The 23,346-nt window shown below is 68.3% G+C and carries 23 protein-coding genes; 9 read left to right on the top strand and 14 right to left on the bottom strand.

All coding sequences use genetic code 11. The features are described from left to right. The first annotated feature begins 61 nt into the window (after positions 1 to 61). Together dnaE and moaB are read left to right on the top strand one after the other, a co-directional pair. Positions 62 to 3,562, top strand: a complete 3,501-nt coding sequence (gene dnaE, locus AC1RTO_RS07215; RefSeq protein ID WP_493160147.1) for a DNA polymerase III subunit alpha — start codon at positions 62 to 64, stop codon at positions 3,560 to 3,562. Between the two features lie 4 nt (positions 3,563 to 3,566). Further along, on the top strand, positions 3,567 to 4,094 hold the full coding sequence (gene moaB, locus AC1RTO_RS07210; RefSeq protein WP_493160146.1) for a molybdenum cofactor biosynthesis protein B: 528 nt from the start codon (positions 3,567 to 3,569) through the stop codon (positions 4,092 to 4,094). A 94-nt stretch (positions 4,095 to 4,188) separates the two neighbouring features. Here moaB and AC1RTO_RS07205 read toward each other — a convergent pair whose 3' ends face one another. The 6 genes from AC1RTO_RS07205 to AC1RTO_RS07180 form a co-directional block, all read right to left on the bottom strand. Continuing rightward, the gene (locus AC1RTO_RS07205) at positions 4,189 to 4,941 is read right to left on the bottom strand and encodes a phosphoadenylyl-sulfate reductase (protein WP_493160145.1); all 753 of its coding nucleotides are present in this window, start codon (positions 4,939 to 4,941) and stop codon (positions 4,189 to 4,191) included. Continuing rightward, complete coding sequence (locus AC1RTO_RS07200; RefSeq protein WP_293875721.1) at positions 4,934 to 5,362, bottom strand: DUF934 domain-containing protein; 429 nt, start codon at positions 5,360 to 5,362, stop codon at positions 4,934 to 4,936. Before AC1RTO_RS07200 ends, AC1RTO_RS07205 begins: the two co-directional genes overlap by 8 nt. Further along, entirely contained in the window at positions 5,355 to 6,986 is a 1,632-nt protein-coding gene (locus AC1RTO_RS07195) for a nitrite/sulfite reductase (RefSeq protein WP_493160144.1), read from the bottom strand. Before AC1RTO_RS07195 ends, AC1RTO_RS07200 begins: the two co-directional genes overlap by 8 nt. Before the next feature lie 117 nt (positions 6,987 to 7,103). Next, positions 7,104 to 7,400 (bottom strand): DUF2849 domain-containing protein, encoded by a 297-nt coding sequence (locus tag AC1RTO_RS07190; RefSeq protein ID WP_293875717.1) that lies wholly within the window; start codon positions 7,398 to 7,400, stop codon positions 7,104 to 7,106. Then, complete coding sequence (gene cobA, locus AC1RTO_RS07185; protein WP_293875715.1) at positions 7,397 to 8,188, bottom strand: uroporphyrinogen-III C-methyltransferase; 792 nt, start codon at positions 8,186 to 8,188, stop codon at positions 7,397 to 7,399. The genes AC1RTO_RS07190 and cobA overlap by 4 nt, the downstream gene beginning before the upstream one ends. A 79-nt stretch (positions 8,189 to 8,267) precedes the next feature. Next, complete coding sequence (locus tag AC1RTO_RS07180; RefSeq protein WP_493160143.1) at positions 8,268 to 8,678, bottom strand: winged helix-turn-helix transcriptional regulator; 411 nt, start codon at positions 8,676 to 8,678, stop codon at positions 8,268 to 8,270. A gap of 54 nt (positions 8,679 to 8,732) precedes the next feature. Here AC1RTO_RS07180 and AC1RTO_RS07175 point away from each other — a divergent pair, with 54 nt between their 5' ends. After that, on the top strand, positions 8,733 to 9,341 hold the full coding sequence (locus AC1RTO_RS07175; RefSeq protein ID WP_493160354.1) for an NAD(P)-dependent oxidoreductase: 609 nt from the start codon (positions 8,733 to 8,735) through the stop codon (positions 9,339 to 9,341). Positions 9,342 to 9,366: 25 nt separating this feature from the next. Here the strand turns inward: AC1RTO_RS07175 and astD are convergent, their stop codons facing one another. After that, the gene (gene astD, locus AC1RTO_RS07170; protein ID WP_493160142.1) at positions 9,367 to 10,779 is read right to left on the bottom strand and encodes a succinylglutamate-semialdehyde dehydrogenase; all 1,413 of its coding nucleotides are present in this window, start codon (positions 10,777 to 10,779) and stop codon (positions 9,367 to 9,369) included. A 115-nt stretch (positions 10,780 to 10,894) separates the two neighbouring features. Then, a complete protein-coding gene (locus AC1RTO_RS07165; protein ID WP_493160141.1) occupies positions 10,895 to 12,253 on the bottom strand; it encodes a protein adenylyltransferase SelO family protein in 1,359 nt (452 codons plus the stop codon). Positions 12,254 to 12,305: 52 nt separating this feature from the next. On the opposite strand from AC1RTO_RS07165, the gene AC1RTO_RS07160 reads away from it, so the two are divergent. From AC1RTO_RS07160 to AC1RTO_RS07150, 3 genes are read left to right on the top strand one after another with little or no spacing between them, the layout of a single operon-like run. Beyond that, positions 12,306 to 13,163 (top strand): alpha/beta fold hydrolase, encoded by an 858-nt coding sequence (locus AC1RTO_RS07160; protein WP_493160140.1) that lies wholly within the window; start codon positions 12,306 to 12,308, stop codon positions 13,161 to 13,163. Next, positions 13,160 to 14,359, top strand: a complete 1,200-nt coding sequence (locus AC1RTO_RS07155) for a DUF418 domain-containing protein (protein ID WP_493160139.1) — start codon at positions 13,160 to 13,162, stop codon at positions 14,357 to 14,359. Before AC1RTO_RS07160 ends, AC1RTO_RS07155 begins: the two co-directional genes overlap by 4 nt. 43 nt (positions 14,360 to 14,402) lie before the next feature. Further along, entirely contained in the window at positions 14,403 to 15,536 is a 1,134-nt protein-coding gene (locus AC1RTO_RS07150; RefSeq protein ID WP_493160138.1) for a glycosyltransferase family 4 protein, read from the top strand. A 19-nt stretch (positions 15,537 to 15,555) separates the two neighbouring features. On the opposite strand, the gene AC1RTO_RS07145 is transcribed toward AC1RTO_RS07150, so the two are convergent. Continuing rightward, positions 15,556 to 15,888, bottom strand: coding sequence for a VOC family protein (locus AC1RTO_RS07145; protein ID WP_493160137.1), 333 nt, complete (start codon positions 15,886 to 15,888; stop codon positions 15,556 to 15,558). 57 nt (positions 15,889 to 15,945) lie between these two features. On the opposite strand from AC1RTO_RS07145, the gene AC1RTO_RS07140 reads away from it, so the two are divergent. The 3 genes from AC1RTO_RS07140 to AC1RTO_RS07130 all read left to right on the top strand — a co-directional run bounded on the left by AC1RTO_RS07140 (position 15,946) and on the right by AC1RTO_RS07130 (position 18,841). Further along, positions 15,946 to 17,025 carry a PA0069 family radical SAM protein gene (locus AC1RTO_RS07140; RefSeq protein ID WP_493160136.1) on the top strand — a complete coding sequence of 360 codons (1,080 nt, stop codon included), beginning with the start codon at positions 15,946 to 15,948 and terminating at the stop codon, positions 17,023 to 17,025. Between the two features lie 58 nt (positions 17,026 to 17,083). Further along, complete coding sequence (locus AC1RTO_RS07135) at positions 17,084 to 18,469, top strand: ArnT family glycosyltransferase (RefSeq protein WP_493160135.1); 1,386 nt, start codon at positions 17,084 to 17,086, stop codon at positions 18,467 to 18,469. Positions 18,470 to 18,598: 129 nt separating this feature from the next. Next, positions 18,599 to 18,841, top strand: coding sequence for a hypothetical protein (locus tag AC1RTO_RS07130; protein WP_493160134.1), 243 nt, complete (start codon positions 18,599 to 18,601; stop codon positions 18,839 to 18,841). Positions 18,842 to 18,918: 77 nt separating this feature from the next. On the opposite strand, the gene rutA is transcribed toward AC1RTO_RS07130, so the two are convergent. The 5 genes from rutA to AC1RTO_RS07105 all read right to left on the bottom strand — a co-directional run bounded on the left by rutA (position 18,919) and on the right by AC1RTO_RS07105 (position 23,287). Further along, entirely contained in the window at positions 18,919 to 19,977 is a 1,059-nt protein-coding gene (gene rutA / locus AC1RTO_RS07125; protein ID WP_493160133.1) for a pyrimidine utilization protein A, read from the bottom strand. A gap of 27 nt (positions 19,978 to 20,004) precedes the next feature. Further along, positions 20,005 to 20,790 carry a pyrimidine utilization protein D gene (gene rutD, locus AC1RTO_RS07120; protein WP_493160132.1) on the bottom strand — a complete coding sequence of 262 codons (786 nt, stop codon included), beginning with the start codon at positions 20,788 to 20,790 and terminating at the stop codon, positions 20,005 to 20,007. Further along, positions 20,790 to 21,173 carry a Rid family hydrolase gene (locus AC1RTO_RS07115; protein ID WP_493160131.1) on the bottom strand — a complete coding sequence of 128 codons (384 nt, stop codon included), beginning with the start codon at positions 21,171 to 21,173 and terminating at the stop codon, positions 20,790 to 20,792. Before AC1RTO_RS07115 ends, rutD begins: the two co-directional genes overlap by 1 nt. A 3-nt stretch (positions 21,174 to 21,176) precedes the next feature. Beyond that, the gene (rutB, locus tag AC1RTO_RS07110) at positions 21,177 to 21,908 is read right to left on the bottom strand and encodes a pyrimidine utilization protein B (RefSeq protein ID WP_493160130.1); all 732 of its coding nucleotides are present in this window, start codon (positions 21,906 to 21,908) and stop codon (positions 21,177 to 21,179) included. Between the two features lie 158 nt (positions 21,909 to 22,066). After that, positions 22,067 to 23,287, bottom strand: coding sequence for an NADP-dependent isocitrate dehydrogenase (locus tag AC1RTO_RS07105; RefSeq protein WP_293875685.1), 1,221 nt, complete (start codon positions 23,285 to 23,287; stop codon positions 22,067 to 22,069). Positions 23,288 to 23,346 lie beyond the last annotated feature (59 nt).

Raw genomic sequence — 23,346 nt, 5'->3', positions numbered from 1 at the left:
TCCACGACCGGTTCCTGCCCCCGCCCTGTTCGAATCACTGCATGTGCGGTAACACGCGGAGATGGCTCATTCCGGTTTCGTGCCGCTCCGCATTTTCTCGTCCTACACGATGCTCGACGGGGCGATCGAGCCCAAGGCGATCGCCAAACAGGCGAGGGCGATGCGCTTCCCCGCCGCCGGCCTGACCGATCGCAATGGCCTCTACGCCGCCATGGCCTTTTCCGACGCCGCCAAGAAGGACGGCGTGCAGCCGGTGATCGGCACGATGCTCTGCGTTGCGCGGCCGGGGATGCCCGATGGCGTCGCCGCCCCGCTCGACTGGATCGCGCTCTATGCGCAGGATGCGACCGGCTACGACAATCTGTGCGCGCTCGTCAGCCGCGCCCATCTCGATCGCCCGATCGAGCTGGCCGCGCACGTCGATTTCGCGGCGCTCGAAGGGCGCACCGACGGCCTGATCGCGCTGACCGCGGGCGGCGAGGGCGCGCTCGCGCGGCTGATCCACGAGGACCAGCCCGACCGTGCCGCGCACTATCTGGACCGGTTGCAGACGCTCTTTCCCGATCGTCTCTACATCGAGCTCGCCCGGCGCAACGATGCGATCGAGGAGGCCGCCGAACAGGCGCTGATCGACCTCGCCTACGCCCGCGACCTGCCGCTGGTCGCGACCAATCCGTGCTGCTTCTCCGACAGCGCCTTCCTCGACGCCCACGACGCCATGCTGTGCATCGCGCATTCGACCTATGTCGAAAGCGTAGATCGTATCCGCTCCTGTCCCGACGCCTGGCTCAAGCCCGCCGAGACGATGCGCGAGCTGTTCGCCGACCTGCCCGAGGCGATCGAGAACACGCTCGTGGTCGCGCAGCGTTGCGCGGTGATGGCGCCGTACCGCAAGCCGATCCTGCCCAGCCTCGCCGGCGACCGCGAGGGCGAGGCGGCGATGCTGCGCGCCGAGGCGGCGGCCGGGCTGGAGATGCGGCTCGACCGAATCGAACAGCTCGGCACGCAGCCGGCGGACGATCCCGACTGGCGCGAAGTCTATCGCAAGCGGCTCGCGTTCGAGGTCGACGTCATCGTCCAGATGGGCTTCCCCGGCTATTTCCTGATCGTCGGCGACTTCATCAAATGGGCGAAGGACCACGACATTCCGGTCGGGCCAGGCCGCGGTTCGGGCGCGGGCTCGGTCGTCGCCTGGGCGCTGACGATCACCGATCTCGATCCGATCAAGCTCGGCCTGCTGTTCGAACGCTTCCTCAATCCCGAGCGCGTGTCGATGCCCGACTTCGACATCGATTTCTGCGAAACCCGGCGTGGCGAGGTCATCCGCTACGTGCAGGAGAAATACGGCCGCGATCAGGTCGCGCAGATCATCACCTTCGGTAAGCTCAAGGCGCGCGCGGTGCTCAAGGACACCGGCCGCGTCCTTCAGATGAGCTACGGCCAGGTCGACCGGCTCGCCAAGCTGGTGCCGAACCACCCGACCGATCCCTGGGACCTCAAGCGCGCGCTGAACGGCGTGCCGGAGCTCGCCAAGGAATATTCGAACGACAATCAGGTCCGCCGCCTGCTCGACCTCGCGACCAAGCTCGAAGGGTTGCCGCGCCATTCGTCCACCCACGCCGCGGGCGTGGTGATCGGCGACCGCCCGCTCGCGCAGCTGGTGCCGCTCTATCGCGATCCGCGCTCGGACATGCCCGTCACCCAGTTCGACATGAAATATGTCGAGGGCGCCGGGCTGGTGAAGTTCGACTTCCTTGGCCTCAAGACGCTGTCCGTTCTGAAGAAGGCCGTGCAACTGCTTGCGAAGCGGGGCATTTCCGTCGACCTCGATGCGCTGCTGTGGGACGACGAGGCGGTCTACAAATTGCTCCAGAAGGGCGACACCGTCGGCGTCTTCCAGCTCGAATCGGAGGGGATGCGGCGTACGCTCAGCGCGGTCCGCCCGACCAATTTCGGCGACATCATCGCGCTCGTCTCGCTCTATCGCCCCGGCCCGATGGACAATATCCCGAGCTTCGGTCGCCGCAAGCAGGGGACGGAACCGATCGTCTATCCCCATGCCGCGCTCGAACCGATCCTCGCCGAAACCTACGGCATCTTCGTCTATCAGGAACAGGTCATGCAGGCCGCGCAGATCCTGGCGGGCTTCTCGCTCGGCGGCGCCGACCTGCTGCGCCGCGCGATGGGCAAGAAGATCAAGGCGGAGATGGACGCGCAGCGCGCGATCTTCGTCGAGGGCTGCGCGAAAGTGAACCAGATCCCCAAGGCGAAGGCCAACGAGCTGTTCGACTTGATCGACAAGTTCGCCGGCTACGGCTTCAACAAGAGCCACGCCGCCGCCTACGCGCTGCTGGCGTACCAGACCGCCTGGCTGAAGGCGCATCATCCGGAGGAATTCTACGCCGCCTCCATGTGCTACGACATGGCGCAGACCGACAAGCTCTGCATCTTCGTCGACGACATGCGGCGGCTGGGCGTCACCATCTGCGGTCCCGACATCAACCGGTCCGACGCCGAATTCGACGTCGAGGAAACGCCGGACGGCCTCGCGGTCCGCTACGCGCTCGCCGCGCTGAAATCGGTCGGCGAGGGGGCGATGGAACGCCTCGTCGTGGAACGCCGCACCAACGGTCCGTTCAAGAGCATCGACGACCTCGCGACCCGCGTCGACCCGCGGCTCATCAACAAGCGCCAGCTCGAAACGCTCGCCGCCAGCGGCACCTTCGACTGTTTCGACGCCAATCGCGCCGGCATCCACGCCGTCGCCGAGACGATCCTCGCGGTCGCCGCCCGCACGCACGAGGGCAAGACCAGCGGCCAGCACGGCCTGTTCGGTGCCGAGGACGTCGCCGGCGACGCGATCAAGCTGCCGGCGTCCGCGCGCTGGTCGATGGCCGACGCGATGGAGCAGGAGAAGGAGGCGTTCGGCTTCTACTTCTCCGCGCATCCGGTCGATCGGCACGCGCATCTCGCCAAGATGCACGGCGCGCGGCAGTTCACCGCGCTGACCGAATTGCGCATCCCGGAGGATGGCACCCGCGCCGGTGCGACGATGGCGGTGCTGGTCGAGGATGCACGCTGGCGCACCTCCGCACGCGGCAAGCGCTACATGATGGCGACCGTGTCCGACGCGAGCGGCCAGTTCATCGCCACCTGCTTCGACGATTCGGTCGCCGCCGAGCTGGAGGATGCCGCGCGCTGCGGCGGCTGCGGCCTCATCACCGTCGAACTCGATCGCCGCCCCGGCGAGGAGACCCCGCGCGTCTCGATCAAGCGCATCCAGCCGTTCGAATCGCTGGCCTCGATCGCCCGCTTCACCATCGAGGCGAAGGTCGCGCACGCGACCGGTTTCGAGGCGCTGTCCGCCCTGCTCGCCCATCATCGCGGCGCCCGTGGCGAGGTGCGCGCGCGTATTCCCGTCGGCGACGATGGCGAGGCGACGGTGCTGCTCGGCCGCGACTTCCTGCTCGACATGGAACTGGTCGAGACGATCCAGGCGATCCCCGGCATCAGCGACGTCGCGCTCGACCGCGTCGCCTCGCAGCTGCGATCGGTGGGCTGACCCGATGCCGATCGACACCAGCCTGCCGTTCCGCCCGGTCAACATCGCCGTCCTGACGGTCAGCGACACCCGTGGCCTCGCCGAGGACCGGTCGGGCGACACGCTGGTCGCGCGCCTGACCGAAGCGGGGCACGTGCTCGCCGATCGCGTCATCCTGCGCGACGACACCGACGCGATCGTCGCGCAGCTCCACCGCTGGATCGACGACGAGACGGTGGATTGCGTCATCACCACCGGCGGCACCGGCGTCACCGGCCGCGACGTCACCCCCGAAGCGGTCGAGCGCGTCGCCACCAAGATGATCCCCGGCTTCGGCGAGCTGTTCCGCTATCTCAGCTATGCCAAGATCGGCACCTCGACCGTCCAATCCCGCGCCTGCGCCTGCGTCGCGCGCGGCACCTATATCTTCGCGCTGCCCGGCTCGACCGGGGCGGTGAAGGACGGTTGGGACGGTATCCTCAAGGATCAGCTCGACAGCCGGCACCGCCCCTGCAATTTCGTCGAGCTGATGCCGCGCCTGACCGAGCGCTAGGCCGGATCGACATTCAGATGATGGCGTGCCGGAAACCGCCGTTTGCAGGCCGTCACGGCTGAATGTCGATCCGGCCCGGGACGGCCGGTCGGCGTCAGAAGACCGGATCGTCCCCGGGCAGGGCCGAGACGTGGATGCCGCATTCCACCTTGTCCCAGCCGCGCCAGCGGCCGGCGCGGGGGTCTTCCCCCGGCTTGACCTTGCTGGTGCACGGCGCGCAGCCGATCGAGAGATAGCCCTGCGCCTCCAGCGGATGACGCGGCAGGTCGTGATCCTCGAAATAGCCGTCGAGCTGCGTCTTCGACCAGTCCGCCAGCGGATTGATCTTCAAGCGGCCTTCGTCCTCCTCGAACCGCGGCAGCGCGGTGCGGGTGCCGGCCTGGAAGCCCTTGCGCCCCGAAATCCACGCGTCGAACGGCGCCAGCGCGCGGCGGAGCGGTTCGACCTTGCGCATCTCGCAGCAGCCGTCGGGGTCGTAGGACCAGCGCATGCCGGTCGCGTCCTTCATCGCCAGCACGCGCGGGTCGGGGCGAAAGACACGCAGGTCGGTCAGGCCCAGCCGCTCGGACAGCTCGTCCCGATAGGCAAGTGTTTCGCCGAACATCTTCTGCGTGTTGGTGAAGATGACCGGAATGTCCTTGTCGATCTGCGCCACCATGTGCAGCAGCACCGCGGACTCGGCGCCATAGGACGACACCGATGCGATGCGGCCGGCGAGCTCGCCGGTCAGCAGTTCGCGCAGCATGTCCGCCGCGGCGACGCTGGCGAAGCGGATCTGCATCGCCGCCGCATCGGCGGTGGTGAAGGGAGGGGCGACATCGATCGTGTCGAGCGCGCGGCTAGCCATGGCGTAATTTCCAGACGGGTACGGTCGCGTCCGCAGCGGCCTGATAACGATAGTCGTAGCGATCGAGGCTGCGTTGCAGCGCCGCGCCGTCGATCGGGGCTTCGGGTGCGAAACTGTCGAAGCCGCAGCGGCGCATCAGCGGCAACTGGTCGACCAGCACGTCGCCCGCCGCGCGCAATTCGCCGCTATAGCCCGCCTCGCGCAGCACGCGCGCGGCGCTGTAGCCGCGACCGTCGCGGAACGTAGGGAAACTGACCTCGACCAGCGCCAGCTGGCCGAGCTGCGGCAACAGCGCACGCGCGTCCTCTCCCGCTTCCAGACGGACGGCGGTGGCATTGCTCTGGCCCAGGAAGGCGTCGAGCGTCACCGCCGGTTCGTCATGCGGCTCGTCGTCGCGGAAGCGCAACAGGGCATCAACCATAGATCGCCTCCTTGAACGGTTCGAAGCCGACCCGGCGATAGGTGTCGAGGAAGCGCTCGCCCTCGGTACGGACCGCGACATAGGTGTCGGTCACCCGTTCGATCGCATCGACGACGCCGTCCTCGGAGAAACCGGGGCCGGTGATCTTGGCGAGGCTGACGTCCTCCGCCCCCGAACCGCCGAGCGACAGCTGGTAGTTTTCGGTGCCCTTCTTGTCGACGCCGAGGATGCCGATGTGCCCGGCATGATGATGGCCGCAGGCGTTGATGCAGCCGCTGATCTTGAGCTTCAGCTCGCCGAGATCGCGCTGGCGGTCGCGATCGGCGAAGCGCGCCGCGATCTTCTGCGCCAGCGGGATCGAGCGCGCATTGGCGAGGCTGCAATAATCGAGGCCGGGGCAGGCGATGATGTCGGTGATGAGGTCGAGGTTGGCCTCGGCCAGCCCCGCCTCCGCCAGCGCGCTCCACACCGCCTTCAGGTCGCGGATCGCGACATGCGGCAGCACGATGTTCTGCGCATGCGTGACGCGCAGTTCGTCGAACGAATACCGCTCCCCTAAGTCGGCCATCAGGTCGATCTGGTCGGCGCTCGCATCGCCCGGGATGCCGCCCGCCGGTTTCAGGCTGATGTTGACGATCGCATAGCCGGCCTGCTTGTGCGCGACGACATTCTGGTCGAGCCAGACCGCGAAGTCGGGATCGCTGCGGTCGACGTGCGCGTCGGCATCCGCATCGAACGCAGGCGGCGCGAACATCGCGGTGATCCGCTCCAGTTCCGCGCGCGGCGGGTCGAGCCCGAGCTGCTTCACCGCGAGGAATTCCTCCTCGACCTGGCGGCGATACTCGTCGGGGCCAATCTCGTGCAGCAGGATCTTGATCCGCGCCTTGTAGATATTGTCGCGCCGGCCGTAGCGATTGTAGACGCGCAGCGCGGCCTCGAGATAGCTCATCAGGTCGTCCGCGGTGACGAAATCGCGGATCAGATGGCTTATCATCGGGGTGCGGCCCATGCCGCCGCCGACGTAGATCGCCCCGCCCAGTTCGCCGTCCCGCTCGAGCAGCTGGATGCCGATGTCGTGCAGGCGCATCGCGGCGCGGTCCTCGTCCGCGGCGATGACCGCGATCTTGAACTTGCGCGGCAGATAGCTGAATTCGGGATGGAAGGTGCTCCACTGGCGGATCAGCTCGGCCCAGGGGCGCGGATCGGCGACCTCGTCCGCGGCGGCCCCGGCATATTGATCGGCGCTGATGTTGCGGATGCAATTGCCGCTGGTCTGGATCGCATGCATCTCCACCGTCGCCAGCTTGGCGAGGATGTCGGGCGTGTCGGCGAGCTTGATCCAGTTGAACTGCAGGTTCTGCCGCGTGGTGAAATGGCCGTAGCCGCGATCGTAATCGCGCGCGATGCTGCCCAACATCCGCATCTGCCGGCTGTCGAGTGTGCCGTACGGAATGGCGACGCGCAGCATGTAGGCGTGCAGCTGGAGGTACAGGCCGTTCATCAGGCGCAGCGGCTTGAACTGGTCCTCGGTCAGCTGCCCGGACAGGCGGCGTTCGACCTGATCGCGGAATTCGTCGACGCGGGCATCGACGATCGCCTGGTCGTACTGGTCGTATTTATACATTCTGGCAGGCCTTGAGTGCGTGTCCACGAAGCCGCGACGACGCGAAGAAAAGACGATGGGAAGCATCCGCCGCGGCAGCGATCGCAGGCGGCTTCGCCAATTGTGCGTCGGCGCGCATCAGATCACCCAGCTTCCCGCGGACGGATCCGCCGGTTTCAGGGTCAGGTCGGGCCGTACCGTCGGCCCCAGCGCCCGGATCCGGTCCTTGATATGCGCGGGTCGCGGACCGTCCGCGGTCGGCACCGCATCGATCAGATAGGGCACGTTGACGCGGCGGGCGCCTTCCTCGCTGCGCAGGATGCCTTCGCCCTCGCTGCCGACGTCCACCGCATCCTCGACGTGCCGCGACCAGCTGGAACCGGTCCACCAGACGACGTCGCCGGTCGGAAGGTCGTTACCCGTCAACAGCCTCATGCCGCAGTCTCCTCGGCGATCCGCGCCCAGCGGGCGAGCTTGTCCTCGGCATCCGACAGTTCGACGACCTCGCCGACGACGATGATCGCCGGGCTCTGCACCGCCTCGCGCGTCACCATCGGGCCGAGGTCGGCGAGCAGCGTGCGGATCGCGCGGCTGCCCTGCAGCGTGCCGCGCTCGAGCACGGCGACCGGCATGTCGGGGGCGACCCCGTCGGCCATCAACTTGTCGGCGATGTCGGTGGCGGTCGCGACGCCCATGTAGATGACCAGCGTGCGGCCCTGGCCGGCGAGCCCGGACCAGTCCTGCTCGCTCAGCCCCTTGCACTGGCCGGCGACGAAGCTGACCGCGCTCGAATGGTCGCGGTGCGTCAGCGGCAGCATCGCCTCCGCCGCGCAGCCCAGGGCCGCGGATACGCCGGGGATCACCTCGACCGGCAGGCCGGCGGCGCGGACCGCCTCGACCTCCTCGCCGCCGCGCCCGAAGATGAACGGATCGCCGCCCTTCAGCCGCACGACGATCGCGCCCGTCTTCACATGCGCGACGATCAGCGCGTTGATCGCCTCCTGCGGCAGCGTGTGGCGGGCGCGTTGCTTGGCGACCGAGATGCGCTGCGCCGTCGCGGGCGCGATATCGAGCACGCGCGGATCGATCAGCCCGTCGTGGACGACGACGTCGGCGCTTTCCAGCGCGGCGACGGCGCGGACGGTGAGCAGGCCCGGGTCGCCGGGACCGGCCCCGACCAGGATGACGCGCCCGCGGGCGCTGGGATCGAGAAGCGTAGCCATGATCCGGGAGATGGCCCCCGGCCGCCTGCGGGACAAGCCAGCGATGCTTTGCCGCGGGTTAGACGAGCTTTTCCGGCGGTCAGGCGGCCTCGCGCATGTCGAACGCCCGCTGGCATTCCGCCACGCGCGCCATGCGCGTTTCCGCCCAGTCGATCATCGCGCGCAGCGAGGCGAGCAGCTCGTCGCCCAGCGGCGTGATCGCATAGGTGACGGTGACCGGCATCCTTGCCTCCACCGTCCGGCTGACGAGGCCGTCGCGTTCCAGCGAGCGCAGCGTCTGGCTGAGCATCTTCTGCGAGATGCCGCCGATCCGCCGCCGCAACGCGTTGAACCGCGTGTCGCCGTCACCGAGCAGCAGCAGGATCAGCACGCTCCATTTGTCGGCGATGCGATCGAGCAGCTGCCGGGTCGGACAGTCCATCGCGAAGGCGTCGCCGCGCAGGTCGGTTACGCACGAGTGACCAGGTGCCGTGAAAGTGCCGTCTTGCATGATCGGTAGCCATAGACGACCTGGTCACCATTGGAAACCACCGGAGAATTGCAGATGTACGTCACCGTTCTGGGCGCCAGCGGCCGCGCCGGGTCAGAGATCACCCGCGAGCTGGCGGCGCGCGGTCATCGCGTCCGCGGCGTCGCCCGCAAGCCCGAAGCGATACCGGCCGCCGACGGGGTCGAGGCGATCGCCGGAGATGCGTCCGATGCCGCGACGCTTGCGGATCTGGTCCGCGGCACCGATGCGGTCGTCAGCGCGCTGCATTTCGACGTGACGGCGGACACGATCCTGTCCGCCCTGCGGCAGGCGGGCGTCGGCCGGCTGCTGGTGACCGGCGGTGCGGGCAGTCTCGAGGTCGCACCGGGGCAGCGGGTGATCGACGCCCCCGATTTCCCGGCGGAGTGGAAGGATTTCGCACAGGGCGGCATCACGTTCCTCGACGCCCTGCGCGACGAGCGCGAGATCGACTGGACGTTCTTCTCGCCGCCCGCGCTGATCGTCGAGGGGCCGCGGCTGGGGCAGTATCGCCTCGGCAAGGACGCGCTGGTGACCGACGCGGCGGGGCAGAGCACGATCAGCTTCGCCGATTATGCCATCGCGATGGTCGACGAGCTGGAACAGCATCGCCACAGCCGCACCCGCTTCACCGCGGCCTATTGACCGGGCGTCGGCCGCGCGTGCGCCGTCAGGCGTCGCGCAGGCCGATGCCGATATTGGCGCGCGCCGCCTCGGCCTCGTTGCTGACGACCGGATAGGCGCAATAATCCGCCGCATAATAGGCGCTGGGGCGGTGGTTGCCGCTCCAGCCGATGCCGCCGAACGGTGCGGAGGACGATGCGCCGTTGGTCGGGCGGTTCCAGTTGACGATGCCGGCGCGAATGCCCGCCCAGAACCGGTCGTAGAGCGACGGGGTCTGGCTGATAAGCGCGGCCGACAGGCCGTAACGGGTGTCGTTGGCGGTGGCGATCGCCGCGTCGAATTCCTGTTCGCGATAGACCTGCAGGATCGGGCCGAACAGTTCGATGTCCGGGCGCTCGGTGGCGTTGGTCATGTCGATGATCGCCGGCATCAGGAACGGGCGGTCGTCCCGCAGGCGTTCGAGATGCCGGATCGGCCGGCCGCCGCGCATCAGCAGCGCGAGGAAGCTTTCGGTCAACTGGTCGGCGACCTGATTGTCGATCACCGGCCCCATGAACGGCTGTGGATCGTCGTGCGGCCCGCCGACGATCAGCCGGCCGACCATCGTGTTGATCGTCTCGATCAGCGGATCGTAGAGCCTGTCCTCGACGATCAGGCGGCGCGCGGCGGTGCAGCGCTGGCCGGCGGTGGTGAAGGCGGACTGGATCACCAGCACCGCCGCCGAATGCAGGTCGGGCGTGTCCCAGACGATGATCGGGTTGTTGCCGCCCATCTCGAGCGCGAGGATCTTCTCGGGCTTGCCGGCAAAGGCGCGGTTGAGCGCCAGCCCGGTACGTGCCGAACCGGTGAACAGCAGGCCGTCGATCCCGGGATGCTCGGCGAGCGCCTTGCCCTCGGCCGGGCCGCCGATCAGCACACGGATGCACGCCTCCGGCACGCCCGCGGCGCGATAGCAATCGACCAGGAACGCACCGGTCGCGGGCGTCTTCTCGGACGGCTTGAACACGACGGCGTTGCCGGCCAGCAATGCGGGGACGATATGCCCGTTGGGCAGATGCGCGGGAAAATTATACGGACCCAATACCGCCAGCACGCCATGCGGCTTGTGGCGCAGCGCCATCCGGCTGCCCATCGGTGCGTCGAGCCGGCGTTGCGCGGTGCGTTCCGCATAGGCGGTGATCGAGATGTCGACCTTGGCGATCACCGTATCGATCTCGGTCCGCGCTTCCCACAGCGGCTTGCCGGTTTCCCGCGCGAGCAGGTCGGCGAAGGGCTCGTGGCGCTGGCGGACGACATTGCCGAAGCGGCGCATCGTCTCGATCCGCACGGTCAGCGGCAACGCCGCCCAGGCGGCCCAGCCCGATCGTGCGGCCGCCACCTCGGCATCGGCATCGCCGGCCTCGGCACGCCACAGTTCCGCACCCGTCGCGGGTTCGTAGGAGATGATCGCGTCCGTCATGCTTGCCCTGTCTGCCTCCGGGCGCGAGGGTTAGGGGAATGGCGCCATGGCGGCAAGACGGGGCGGCAAGACGGGGCGGCGGGGCAGGCGAACTAGGGCCGAATGTCGATTGGCCCTACGCCAGCGCCTTGCCCATCGCGCGGATCGCATCGACCTTGGCATGCAGCATCGACCAGTCGTCCGTCGCGGCGATCGGCGCCCAGATCGCCTCGACCTCCTCGATCAGCATGCTGCACGGCGCACCCTGCCAATAGGCATGGCTGCGGTCCTTGCGGGGCGCATAGGGCGCCAGCGCGGCGCGGACACCGTCCCATTCCGGGGCATAATCGGCCGGCAGATCGCCGCCGAACACGTCGAAGAAGAATCGGTCCATCGGCACTTCGGTGGTCCGCAAGGCGCGCTCCATCGTCTGGACGAGCGCGCGATCCTCCTCCGGCGAGCGTGGCAGGACGCCGATCCGCCAGAGCAACGCCTCGGTGATCCGCGGCTGATAGCGCGGCCCAAACTGTTCGATCAGCGCCACCAGCGGATCACTCTCGGCGATCAGCCGCAGCGATGCCGCCAGCTGCATCACGTCCCAGTGGATCGCCTCGGGCTGGCGGCCGAATGCATAGAGGCCGGCGTGATCGAAATAGGCGGCGGTGAAGGCGGGGTCCCAGGTCGGCGCGAACCGCCACGGCCCATAGTCGAAGCTCTCGCCGGTCACGTTGATATTGTCGCTGTTGAGCACGCCGTGGACGAACCCCGCCGCCATATAGCGTGCGGCCAGCGTCGCGGTGCGGGTGACGACATGGTCGAGCAGGCGCACCGGATCGTCCGATTCCTCGCCATACAGGTGGTGGAGGACGTAGCGCACCGCGGCGCGCATCCCCTCCTCGTCCTGCAGATAGGCGAGCCGCTGGAAGGTGCCGATGCGGATATGGCCATGGCTCAGCCGGACCATCACCGCCGACCGGGTGGGGGAGGGTTCGTCGCCGCGGGTCAGCGCCTCGCCCGTCTCGATCAGCGACAGGGTGCGGCTGGTGGGGACGTTGAGCGCCTCCAGCATCTCGGTCGCGAGGATCTCGCGCACGCCGCCCTTCAGCGTCAGCCGGCCGTCGCCGAAGCGGCTGTACGGCGTCTGCCCCGACCCCTTGGTGCCGAGGTCCATCAGCCGGTCGCGGTCGTCGCGCATCTGCGCGAAGGTGAAGCCGCGGCCGTCGCCGATGTCGGGATTGTACTGACGGAACTGGTGGCCGTGATAGCGGAGCGCCAGCGGTTGGGGCAGCGTGCCGGGCAGGGGCGCGAACCGGCCGAACGCCTCTGTCCATTCGGCATCGGTCAGCGTGTCGAGCCCGACCCCGGCCGCCGCCCGGTCGTTGCGGAAGCGCAGGATCGTCTGCGGGAAATCCGCCGCCGCGACCGGGTCCCAAAGGGTCGGGCCGAGATCGAGCAGGGCGGTGGCGGGGCGGTATGCTTGCGGGGCGATGGGCATGTGTGGATATGGAGGTCGCCCGCCACCGGGCGCAACCCCGAGGATCTGACCGATGGCCGCCTATGAGAATTGCTATTGGATGTCGGCCGACGGGCTGAAGCTGCATTATCGCCTGTACCCGGGCGACCCGTCGCTGCCGCCGGTGCTGTGCCTGCCGGGGCTCACCCGCAACGCACGCGACTATGACGCGCTCGCCGCCCGGCTGGCGGGTCGGCGGCAGGTGATCGCGGTCGATTTCCGCGGCCGCGGCCGCAGCGAATATGCGAAGGACCCGATGACCTATGTGCCCGCGACCTATGTCGCCGACGTGCAGGCGTTGCTCGGCGAACGCGATATCGCCCGCTTCGTCGCGATCGGCACCTCGCTGGGCGGGATCGTGACGATGCTGCTGGCGCAGGCCGGCGCGGGGATCGCGGCGGCGCTGCTCAACGATGTCGGGCCGGAGATCGACCCCGCCGGGATCAGCCGGATCAGGGGCTATGTCGGCAAGGGCAGCAGCTGCCCGACGTGGATGCACGCCGCGCGCAACCTCGCCGACGCGCATGGCGACGTCTATCCCGACTGGCAGATCGAGGAATGGCTGGCGATGGCCAAGCGCGTCTATCGCCTCAACAGCGGCGGCCGGATCGTGCTCGACTATGATCTCAAGATCGCCGAACCGTTCCGCACCCCCGGGAACGAGACGGGGCCCGACATGTGGGCCGCCCTGTCCGCCCTGCGCAGCACGCCGGTGCTGGTCGTGCGCGGCGGGCGATCGGACGTGCTGGCGCAGCCGGTCGCGGAGCGGATGGTGGCGGCGCTGGACGAAGCGGAGCTGATGACGCTGCCGGGCGTCGGCCATGCGCCGACGCTGGCGGAGCATGCGCTGCACGGGCCGATCGATCGCCTGCTGGAGCGCGCGCAGGCGTGAGCGGCACGGCGGCGGCCGAGCCCGATGGCGCGCCGCGGATTGCCTTCCTCGACATCCTGCGCGGGGTCGCGATCCTCGCCATCCTGCTGATGAACGTCAGCGAGATGGGCGCGTCGATGACCGCCAACTGGTCCGACATCCGCCACATCGGCTGGACCGGCGCGGACCGGATCGCATGGTGGCTGCGGACCATGCTGGTCGAGGGGACGGCGCGCGCGCTGCTGGAGATGCTGTTCGGCGCGGGTATGGTGATCCTGACCGAACGGATCGCGGCGGCCTCCGACGCCGTGATCGCGGTGCCGCTCCGCTATGGCTGGCGCAACATCGTGCTATGGGCGTTCGGCATCGCACATATGGTCCTGCTGCTGTGGCCCGGCGATATCCTCCACACCTATGCGCTTGCGGCATTGCTCGCCTACGCGTTCCGCACGCTGCCGGCGCGAGCCCTGCTGGCGGTGGGCCTGTCCTATGCCGCCTTCACTTTGGTCACCGGCATGGTCGCGATCCACGCTCCGGCCGGGGCGCAAACCGCGCGGATCGCCGCCGATGCCGCCGCCGTCGCCGGCGAGGACGCCTTCGGCCATGGCGACCGCGCGGCGTGGGTCGCGGGGCAACGGCGGGTCGGGCTGGAGCGGCTGGCGCACGACGAAATCGTCTTCGTCTGGGAAGCGGCGGCGACGATGCTGGTCGGCGCGGCGCTGTTCCGCTGGGGCGCGTTGCAGGGCGGCTGGTCGCGGCGGCGCTATCGCTGGCTGCTCGCGGGCGGATACGGCCTCGGCCTGCCGCTCCGCATCTATGGCGCATGGGAGGCGACGCGGTTCGACGGCCGTGTCGAGGTCGCCTGGATCTGGGAGGATATCGCGCGGCTGGCGATGACCTGCGGCCATGTCGCCGCCATCGCGCTCGCGGTGACGACGGTCGCCGGCGCGCGGCTGCTCGCCCCGTTCGTCGCGGCGGGACGTACCGCGCTGACGCTCTATGTCGCGCAGACGCTCATCGTGTCGTGGCTGATCTTCTCGCCGTTCGGGCTCGGGCTGTACGGCGCGTTCGGCTGGGCGTGGCTGATGGCGCTGGCGCTGGCGGTCGACGCCGTGCTGCTCTGGGGGGCGAACCTCTGGCTGCGTCGCTACCGGATCGCCCCGGTCGAATGGGCGTGGCGTTCGCTGGTCGAGGTGCGCCGGCTGCCGTTCCGCTGATGCGTTCTTCCTTGCCCGCCGCGACGCCGCTAGACCCGCGCGCATGCCGCAACCGATCCATATCCTCCACCTCCATTCGAGCTTCAGCCTGGGCGGCAAGGAGGCGCGCGCCGTCCGGCTGATGAACGCCTTCGGCGATGCGGCGCGGCACACGATCGTCAGCGGCGTCGCCGACCAGCTCGGCGCCCGCGCGTCGATCGCCAGGGGCATCCGGTACGAGATCGCGCAGGACGCCCCGTCGCTGACCGGCCGCCCGTCGGTCGCCCGCTACGAGGCGCTGGCGACGTTCATGCGCCGCTTCGACCTGGTGCTGACCTACAATTGGGGCGCGATCGACGGCGTGATGGCGCGGCGGGTGTTCCCCCGGGGCGCCCCGCCGCTGGTCCACCACGAGGACGGCTTCAACGCCGACGAGGCCAGGGGGCTGAAGGTCGAACGCAACGTCTATCGCCGCATCGCGCTGGGCGCGGCGCACGCATTGGTCGTCCCGTCCGAGGTGCTGGAGGGTATCGCCCGCAAGACCTGGAAACAGCCGCCCGCCCGTATCCATCGCATCGCCAACGGCATCGACACCGCGCTCTATGCGCAAAAGCCGGATCCGCGTGCGATCCCCGGCCTCGCCCGCGATCCGAAGGAGGTGGTGATCGGCGCGCTCGCCGGCCTGCGCGCGGTCAAGGACCTGCCGCTGCTCGTGCGCGCCTGTGGCGGCCTGTCGGGCAGGTTCCGGCTGGTGATCGTCGGCGAAGGGCCGGAACGCGACGCGATCCTCGCCGCGGCACAGGCGATGGGGATCGCCGACCGGCTGGTGCTGCCCGGCTTCCTCGACCGGCCCTATCGTTTCGTCGGCGCCTTCGACATCATCGCGCTGTCGTCGAAGAGCGAGCAATTCCCGATCAGCGTCGTCGAGGGCATGGCCGCGGGCCTGCCGGTCGTCAGCACCCCGGTCGGCGACGTCCCCCGCATGGTCGCCGCGGAGAACGCCCCGTTCGTCACCGGCGGCGGCGAGGTGCTGCTCCGCGACGCCTTGCAGGCGCTGGTGCTCAACCCGGACCTGCGCGCCCGGGTCGGCGCGGCGAACCGGGCGAAGGCCCTCGCCGACTATGACGAGCGCGTGATGATCGCCCGCTATCGCGCCCTCTATGCGGAGGCGCTGCGCCGCCCGGGCGCCCTGGGCTGACCGCTCCCCCCGCAGCCCGTCACCCCGCCTGCATCACCGCCAGCTCATGCCCGTCCGGATCGGCGAAGTGAAACCGCCGCCCGCCCGGAAAGGCGAAGATCGGCACCGTCACCCGCCCGCCGGCCGCCTCGATCGCTGCCAACGCCGCCTCGAGGTCGTCGACCTCGATCACTGGCAGCGGCCTGGCGACCCGGTCCGGCGCGGCGTCGAGGCCGACGTCGGTGTCCCCGGTGGTCGTCGCCGCATAATCCGGCCCGAAATCGCTGAACGTCCAGCCGAACGCCGCCGCGTAGAACGCCTTCGCCCGGCCCGCGTCCGTCACCGGCAGTTCGAGATAATTCAACCGTGCCATCGTATCCACACCCCCTTGGTTCTTGCTATGTTCTACATCGCGTCATAGCATCAGGCAATGGCCCAGCCACACGTCAAACGCCCGGTCCGCGGCGCCACCGTCAATGCGGAGAGCCGTCGCTTCAACCTGCCCCGGACCGAGGCGGACGGCGACTGGCTGGATGAACGCGAGGCGATCGACGGCGCACCGCCACCGCTGCGCACCAGCGTCACCGTCGAACAGCCGCGCACGATCATCAGCCGCAACGCCTCGCCCGACATCGGCTTCGACCGCTCGATCAACCCGTATCGCGGCTGCGAGCACGGCTGCATCTATTGCTTCGCCCGGCCGACGCATGCCTATCACGATCTGTCGCCCGGGCTCGATTTCGAATCGCGCCTCTTCGCCAAGCCCGATGCCGCCGCGCTCCTGCGCGCAGAATTGCGCAAGCCGGGCTATGCCGTCGCGCCGATCGCGCTCGGCACCAACACCGATCCGTATCAGCCGATCGAGAGCGACTGGCGGATCACCCGCAGCATCATCGAAATGCTCGCCGAGACGCGCCACCCGCTCACCATCACCACCAAGTCCGACCGCGTGCTGCGCGACCTCGACCTGCTCGCGCCGATGGCGGCGCAGGGCCTCGCCGGGGTCGCGTTGTCGATCACTTCGCTCGACCCGAAGATCGCCGCGACGCTCGAGCCGCGCGCGCCACATCCCGAACGCCGGCTGAAGGCGGTGCGCGCGCTCGCCGATGCGGGCGTGCCGGTCTATGTCTCGATCGCGCCGGTCATCCCGGCGATCACCGACCATGAGCTCGAACATCTCGTCGAGCGCGCTGCCGGGGCCGGCGCGCGCGCCTGCTTCTTCATTCCGGTCCGCTTGCCGCATGAGGTCGCGCCCTTGTTCCGCGCGTGGCTTGACACGCATTTCCCCGATCGCGCTGCCAAGGTGATGGCGACGATCCATTCGCTCCGCGGCGGCAGGGACAATGATCCGAATTTCTTTACCCGTATGCAGGGCGCGGGCCCCTGGGCCGATCTGATGCGCACCCGCTTCCGCATCGCCGTCCGCAAACATGGCCTCGACCAGCGCAGCGCGCCGCTGCGCACCGACCTGTTCCGTCCGCCCGCCGGTCCGCAGGGCGAATTGTTCTGATCTTATCGCCGCGCTAACCAGATTGCGGCATGTACGGCGGCGAATGACCCGGCCCCCTATGACCCGGTACCGCATCTGGCTGATCCTGCTGCTCGCCGCGGTGGCGTTGCGACTGCCCGATCTCGGCAACCCGCTCGTCGATCTCGACGAACAGATGTACCTGCTCGTCGGCCGGCGGATGTGGGACGGGGCGATCCCCTATGTCGACATCTGGGATCGCAAGCCGGTCGGCCTGTTCCTGATCTATGCGGCGACGCAGGCGCTGCCGGTCGATCCGGTGGTCGCCTATCACCTCGTCGCCGGGGCCGCGGCGGTCGCCACCGCCGGGCTGATCGCGGGACTCGTCCGTCGCCTCGGCAGCCCCGCCGGCGCGCTGCCCGCCGGATTGCTCTATCTCGTCTGGCTGGAACTGATCGGCGGGCGGGGCGGGCAGTCGCCGGTCTTTTACAACCTGCTGATCGCCGCCGCCGCCGTGCTGGTCTGGCGCGCGGTCGCCGGGCGGCGGCGCACCGGCGCACTCGCGATGCTGCTCGTCGGGATCGCATTGCAGATCAAGCCGACCGTCCTGTTCGAAGGCGCCTTCCTCGGCATCGCGCTGCTGGTGGCGCATTGGCGCGACACGCGCGCGCCGACCCGGGTGATCGCCGCCGCCGCGCTCTATGGGATCGTCGCGCTGGTCCCCACCATGGTCGCATATGGCGCCTATATCGGGATGGGGCATGGCGATGCGTGGTGGTTCGCCAACGTCGATTCGATCTTCCTCCGCCGGGTGACGCCGCACGACCCGATTGCCGGCCGCCTTGCCGGGGCATTGCTGGTGCTGGCGATCCCGCTCGTCGTCGCCATCCGCGGCCTGATCGGCGCGCCGCGGCCGGCGCGCGGGTTCGTCGCGGCATGGCTGGGTTCCGCGCTGCTCGGCTGGTTGCTGGTCCCGCCCTATTTCAACCATTACGCCCTCCCGTTGCTCGTGCCGATCGCCGTCGCGGCGGGCCTCGCCTGCGATCGCGGCCCGATGCGCCTGCTGGTCGCGATCGGCGGCGCCGGACTACTGCTCATGAGCGGCTATCCGCATCGCGGCGACACCACCGCCGCACGCCGCGACCTCGCCACGCTCGCCGCGGTGATCGCCCGGCACGCCGGTACCGGCTGCCCCTTCGTCTTCGCCGCGCCCCCCGCGCTCTACACGACCGGCGAGTTCTGCCTGCCGACCCGCTATCCCTTCCCCTCGCACCTCATCCAGGCGAGCGAGAATGATGCGATCGGCGTCGATCCGGCGAGCGAGGTCGCCCGCATCCTCGCCGGCAGACCGCCGGTGATCGTCACCGGCCACGCCGTGCGCGACGGCAACGACCGCACGATCCCGCTCGTCGCACGCGCCATCGCCGATCATTACCGCCCCGTCGCGCGGCGCCTCGGCGTCACCGTCTACGCCCGGCGCGACTGATCCGGATCGACAAGCCAAATCATTGATCCTGCTCAATGTCGCGGCCGTGCGAGGATATTCGCGCCGTCACCGGCGTTGACACTTTACCTCGCGAACGACGGGGCTTCGGCAGAACGACAGGAGACGATGATGGCAGAGCAGGACACGCAAGGCGGCATGGATCAGGGCGGCGACGTGAACCGTCAGGACCAGGATCGCGATCAGGGCATCGATCGCCAGCAGAACCAGCAGAACCGCGATCAGGGCGCGGGGCAGGATCCCAATCGCAGCCGCGACGGCGGCGAATCGGGCGCCGGCTATGGCAACCATGGCGAGGGCGGTCAGGACGCCGTCAACGATCGGGACGACGGCAGCGACACCGATCGCCGCTGACGTTCCTTCGAGTCACTACGGACATACGAAACGGGAGCCCCTGCGGCTCCCGTTTTGCGTCTGGCGGCCCGGCGCGATCACCGCCGGCTGGTCATCAGCGGCTGGATGCGCGTCCCGAAATCCTCCACGCCCTGCAGGAAATCGTCGAAGGTCAGCAGCACGCCGCCCGTGTTCGGCACCGCCGCCATCTCGTCGAGCATCCGGGCGACGCTCGCATAGCTGCCGACCAGCGTCCCCATGTTGATGTTGACTGCCCCTTCGGGCGCGGCGAGCTGGCGGACGTTGGTGCTGGCGTTGACCGTATCCTTCGCCCCCTGTTCGGCGAGCCAGGCGATCGCATCCAGATCGACGCCGTCATTGTACAGCCGCCACTTCGCCATCGCCTCCTCGTCGGTTTCGGCGGCGATAATCATCACCAGCACGAACACCGATACGTCCCGCCCGGTCCTGGCGGTCGCCGCGGCGAGCCGGTCGTTGTTGCCGGCGAAGGCGGTCGGCGTGTTCACCCCCTTGCCGAGGCAAAAGGCATAATCCGCCCATTTCGCGGAGAAGGCGAGGCCCTCGTCCGACGATCCGGCACAGATGATCTTCATCTCGCCGGTCGGCTGCGGCCGCACTCGGCAATCCTCCATCTGGTAATAATCGCCCTTGAAGTCGGATACGCCGTCCGCCCACAGTTCGCGCAGGATGTGCGCATATTCGTCCAGCATCTTGTAGCGGTTACGAAAATGCTCGTCGCCCGGCCACATCCCCATCTGCGTATACTCGGGCGGTTGCCAGCCGGTGATGAGGTTCAGTCCGAACCGCCCATGGCTGATCGAATCGATCGTGTTGCACATCCGCGCGGCGAAGGCGGGCGGGATGACCAGTGTCGGGCAGGTCGCGTAGATCTTGATCCGCTCGGTCACCGCGGCGAGGCCCGCCATCAGCGTGAAGCTCTCGAGGCCATATTCCCAGAATTCGGTCTTGCCGCCGAACCCGCGCAGCTTGATCATCGACAGCAGGAAATCGAGCCCGTGCTCCTCCGCCTTCAGCGCGATCGCCTTGTTGAGGTCGAAGCTCGGTTTGTACTGCGGCGCGGTTTCGCTGATGAGCCAGCCGTTGTTGTTGATGGGTACGAAAACGCCGACCTGCATGCCCCTGCTCCCCCGCGATACCGTCCGTCAGCTGTCGAGCCAGTCGAGCAGCCACATGTTGAAATGATCCGCCCGCGTGACGTTGCAGGCATGGCCGCCGGTCGCCATCCGCGCGAGCTGCGCATCCGCGATTCCCGCCGCCAGCCGTTCCGATTGCGCGGGCGGCACCAGCATGTCGTCCTCGCTGACGACGATCAGCGTCGGCACGCGCACCTCGCCCAGCCGTCCCGCGATATCGAACCGCCGCGCCGCCGCGATGCGCCGCTGCACCATCTCCGCCCCCGGGAAATGGGCGAGCAACCGCTCTTCCTCCTCCTGCAGCGCCTCATGGTGATCCGAAATCCACTGCGCCGGATAGAGGAACAGCGGCTGCGCGTGCAGGAACGCCCGCGGCCCGCTGTCGCGCAGCAGCGCGAGGCGCGTGTCGAAACAGCGCGCGCTATGCGGGTCGAGCTTCGCCCAGCCGTTGATGACGACCAGCCGCGCCAGTCGCTCGGGCTGCGACAGTGCGAGCGCCAGCCCGGCCATCCCGCCGATCGCATGGCCGATCAGCGTCACCTGATCGATCCCCAGCGCCTCGAGCAGCACGACCATGTCGCGCGCGAGTCCCTCCAGCGTCAGGTCGCCCGGCACCTCGCGCGCCGATCGCCCGGTGCCGCGATGGTCGTAGACGATGACCCGATGCCGCCTGGCGAGCGCGGCGAGGTTCGGCGCCCAGTAATGCCCCGATCCGCCGAGCCCCGGCGACAGCAGCACCGGCGGCGCATCCTCCGGCCCATGCAGTTCGTAATGAAGCCCCCCAGCCTCGGGCATCAGCCGATATGCGCCACGCTGGCGATCTCGACGAGGCAATCGGCCTTCACCAGATCCGCCCGGATGCAATAGCGCGCCGGCTTCGCACCCGGGAAATACTCGGCATAGACCGCGTTGAACGCGGCGTAGTCTGCGAAGTCCTTGAGGAAGATGTGGTTCATCGCGACGTCGGTCAGGCTGGCCCCCGCCGCGGCGAGCGTCGTCGCGATCGTGTCGAGCACGACCCGGGTCTGCGCCGCCGCATCGCCGGGATGGAGCACCACGCCGCCCTCTCCGAGCGCGAGCACGCCCGACACATAGACGGTGTTGCCCGCCTTCGCCCCTGCCGAATACGGTGCGATCGGCGTCGGAAACTCGGGCGGATTGATCGCGTCGAACGGCATTTTCTACTCCCGGGGCGTCTGGCCGAAGCTGCCGCAGAATGCCGCGACGTCGCTTACCCAGCCGAAGAACTTCTCGATATTGTAGACGCTGGCCTCCTGCATCATCGGCGGGCCGAGGTGATGCGTCGCATCCTCGAGCATGATGCCGAAATATTCGAGGTGGAAGCCGTCGCGCAGCGTCGATTCGACGCAGACGTTGGTGGCGATCCCGACGAAGACGATGTTGCGGATGCCGCGGGCGCGCAGGACGCTGTCGAGCTGCGAATTGAAGAAGGCGGAATAGCGGGTCTTGTGCACCCGGATGTCGCCCGGTTGCGGCGTCAGCGCATCGACCAGCTCGTAATCCCAGCCGCCGCGGGCCAGCAATTGCCCGTGCAGTTCGGGCCGCGCGCGCATCGTCTTGAGCGCGTTGGACTTGTGCCAGTTGGGCGATCCCGGCCCGCCCGCCTCGGCATAATCGGGGTCCCAGCCGTTCTGCAGGAACACCACCGGCATCCCGGCACCCCGCGCGGTGTCGAGCACCGTCGCGATCCGTCCGATCACCCCTGCCGATCCGCTGATGTCGAACCCGGCGATATCGACGTAGCCGCCGTGGCTTGCATAGGCGTTCTGCATGTCGATGACGACCACCGCGGTTTCGGCGGGATCGAGGCGCAGCGCTTCCGGGCGCGCGGGCAGGGTGACGGCACGGGCCTCGTCAGCCCCGGTACGCAGGATCGGTTCGCCATCGGCCATCCGCGCAAGCTGAACCCAACCCGGCGCTTTGTGCAAGTGCGAAATGTTACGCGAGCAAGACGACCGGCGACACCATGATGCGTGCGCCTTGGCCCAAGCATAAAAAAGGGACCCGGAAGCCGTGGCGCCCGGGTCCCCTTTTCAACGTGACGAAAGGCTTATGCCCAGTTCGCCATCTTGCCTTCGAGGTTGGCGCGGACCGCTTCGAAGAACTGCTCGGTGGTCATCCACGGCTGGTCCGGGCCGATCAGGATCGCGAGATCCTTGGTCATCTGGCCGTTCTCGACGCACTCGATGCAGCACCGCTCCAGCGTCTCGGCGAACTTCACCACCTCGGGCGTCTCGTCGAACTTGCCGCGATACTTGAGGCCGCCGGTCCAGGCGAAGATCGAGGCGATCGGGTTGGTGCTGGTCGCCTTGCCCTGCTCGTGCTGGCGGAAGTGGCGGGTGACGGTGCCGTGCGCCGCCTCGGCCTCGACCGTCTTGCCGTCCGGCGTCAGCAGCACCGAGGTCATCAGGCCGAGCGACCCGAAGCCCTGCGCGACCTGGTCCGACTGGACGTCGCCGTCGTAGTTCTTGCACGCCCACACGAACTCGCCGTTCCACTTCAGCGCCGATGCGACCATGTCGTCGATCAGGCGGTGCTCGTAGACGATGCCCGCTTCCTTGAACTTGTCCTTGAACTCGGCCTCGAACACCTCCGCGAACAGATCCTTGAAGCGGCCGTCATAGGCCTTGAGGATCGTGTTCTTGGTGCTGAGATACACCGGCCACTTGAGATTCAGGCCGTAATGCATCGACGCACGGGCAAAATCGCGGATCGAATCGTCCAGATTGTACATCCCCATAGCAACACCCGACGAAGGAAACTGGAACACCTCCTCGTCGATCAGCGTGCCGTCGTCGCCCTCGAAGACGAGGCGCAGCTTGCCCGGGCCCGGCACGCGGAAATCGGTCGCTTTATACTGGTCGCCGAAGGCGTGGCGGCCGACGACGATCGGGTGCGTCCAGCCCGGGATCAGGCGGGGGACGTTCTTGATGACGATCGGCTCGCGGAAGACGACACCGCCCAGGATGTTGCGGATCGTGCCGTTCGGCGACTTCCACATTTTCTTAAGGCCGAATTCCTCGACGCGCTGCTCGTCGGGGGTGATCGTCGCGCACTTCACGGCGACGCCATGCTTCTGCGTCGCCTTGGCGGCCTCGACCGTCACGCGATCCTCGGTCGCATCGCGATGCTCGATGCCCAGATCGTAATAGTCGAGTTCGATATCGAGATAGGGCTTGATGAGGCGCTCGCGGATCCATTCCCAGATGATCCGCGTCATTTCGTCGCCATCGATCTCGACGATCGGGTTCTTCACCTGAATCTTGGCCATTTTCTCGTCCTATGGGAGGGGAATTTGGCGATGCGTCTAGGGACAAGCGGGCAGGGGAT

The organism is Sphingomonas sp. GW821-FHT10F09, assembly GCF_058809195.1.
The sequence above is the reverse complement of the archived record's forward strand: the minus strand, read 5'-3'. Positions and strand labels throughout refer to the sequence as shown.

Bases quoted from the DNA above. Each gene is read 5' to 3' on its own strand.
- dnaE (WP_493160147.1), top strand. From the start codon at position 62: ATGGCTCATTCCGGTTTCGTGCCGCTCCGCATTTTCTCGTCCTACACG.
- moaB (WP_493160146.1), top strand. From the start codon at position 3,567: ATGCCGATCGACACCAGCCTGCCGTTCCGCCCGGTCAACATCGCCGTC.
- AC1RTO_RS07205 (WP_493160145.1), bottom strand. From the start codon at position 4,941: ATGGCTAGCCGCGCGCTCGACACGATCGATGTCGCCCCTCCCTTCACC.
- AC1RTO_RS07200 (WP_293875721.1), bottom strand. From the start codon at position 5,362: ATGGTTGATGCCCTGTTGCGCTTCCGCGACGACGAGCCGCATGACGAA.
- AC1RTO_RS07195 (WP_493160144.1), bottom strand. From the start codon at position 6,986: ATGTATAAATACGACCAGTACGACCAGGCGATCGTCGATGCCCGCGTC.
- AC1RTO_RS07190 (WP_293875717.1), bottom strand. From the start codon at position 7,400: ATGAGGCTGTTGACGGGTAACGACCTTCCGACCGGCGACGTCGTCTGG.
- cobA (WP_293875715.1), bottom strand. From the start codon at position 8,188: ATGGCTACGCTTCTCGATCCCAGCGCCCGCGGGCGCGTCATCCTGGTC.
- AC1RTO_RS07180 (WP_493160143.1), bottom strand. From the start codon at position 8,678: ATGCAAGACGGCACTTTCACGGCACCTGGTCACTCGTGCGTAACCGAC.
- AC1RTO_RS07175 (WP_493160354.1), top strand. From the start codon at position 8,733: ATGTACGTCACCGTTCTGGGCGCCAGCGGCCGCGCCGGGTCAGAGATC.
- astD (WP_493160142.1), bottom strand. From the start codon at position 10,779: ATGACGGACGCGATCATCTCCTACGAACCCGCGACGGGTGCGGAACTG.
- AC1RTO_RS07165 (WP_493160141.1), bottom strand. From the start codon at position 12,253: ATGCCCATCGCCCCGCAAGCATACCGCCCCGCCACCGCCCTGCTCGAT.
- AC1RTO_RS07160 (WP_493160140.1), top strand. From the start codon at position 12,306: ATGGCCGCCTATGAGAATTGCTATTGGATGTCGGCCGACGGGCTGAAG.
- AC1RTO_RS07150 (WP_493160138.1), top strand. From the start codon at position 14,403: ATGCCGCAACCGATCCATATCCTCCACCTCCATTCGAGCTTCAGCCTG.
- AC1RTO_RS07145 (WP_493160137.1), bottom strand. From the start codon at position 15,888: ATGGCACGGTTGAATTATCTCGAACTGCCGGTGACGGACGCGGGCCGG.
- AC1RTO_RS07140 (WP_493160136.1), top strand. From the start codon at position 15,946: ATGGCCCAGCCACACGTCAAACGCCCGGTCCGCGGCGCCACCGTCAAT.
- AC1RTO_RS07135 (WP_493160135.1), top strand. From the start codon at position 17,084: ATGACCCGGTACCGCATCTGGCTGATCCTGCTGCTCGCCGCGGTGGCG.
- AC1RTO_RS07130 (WP_493160134.1), top strand. From the start codon at position 18,599: ATGGCAGAGCAGGACACGCAAGGCGGCATGGATCAGGGCGGCGACGTG.
- rutA (WP_493160133.1), bottom strand. From the start codon at position 19,977: ATGCAGGTCGGCGTTTTCGTACCCATCAACAACAACGGCTGGCTCATC.
- rutD (WP_493160132.1), bottom strand. From the start codon at position 20,790: ATGCCCGAGGCTGGGGGGCTTCATTACGAACTGCATGGGCCGGAGGAT.
- AC1RTO_RS07115 (WP_493160131.1), bottom strand. From the start codon at position 21,173: ATGCCGTTCGACGCGATCAATCCGCCCGAGTTTCCGACGCCGATCGCA.
- rutB (WP_493160130.1), bottom strand. From the start codon at position 21,908: ATGGCCGATGGCGAACCGATCCTGCGTACCGGGGCTGACGAGGCCCGT.
- AC1RTO_RS07105 (WP_293875685.1), bottom strand. From the start codon at position 23,287: ATGGCCAAGATTCAGGTGAAGAACCCGATCGTCGAGATCGATGGCGAC.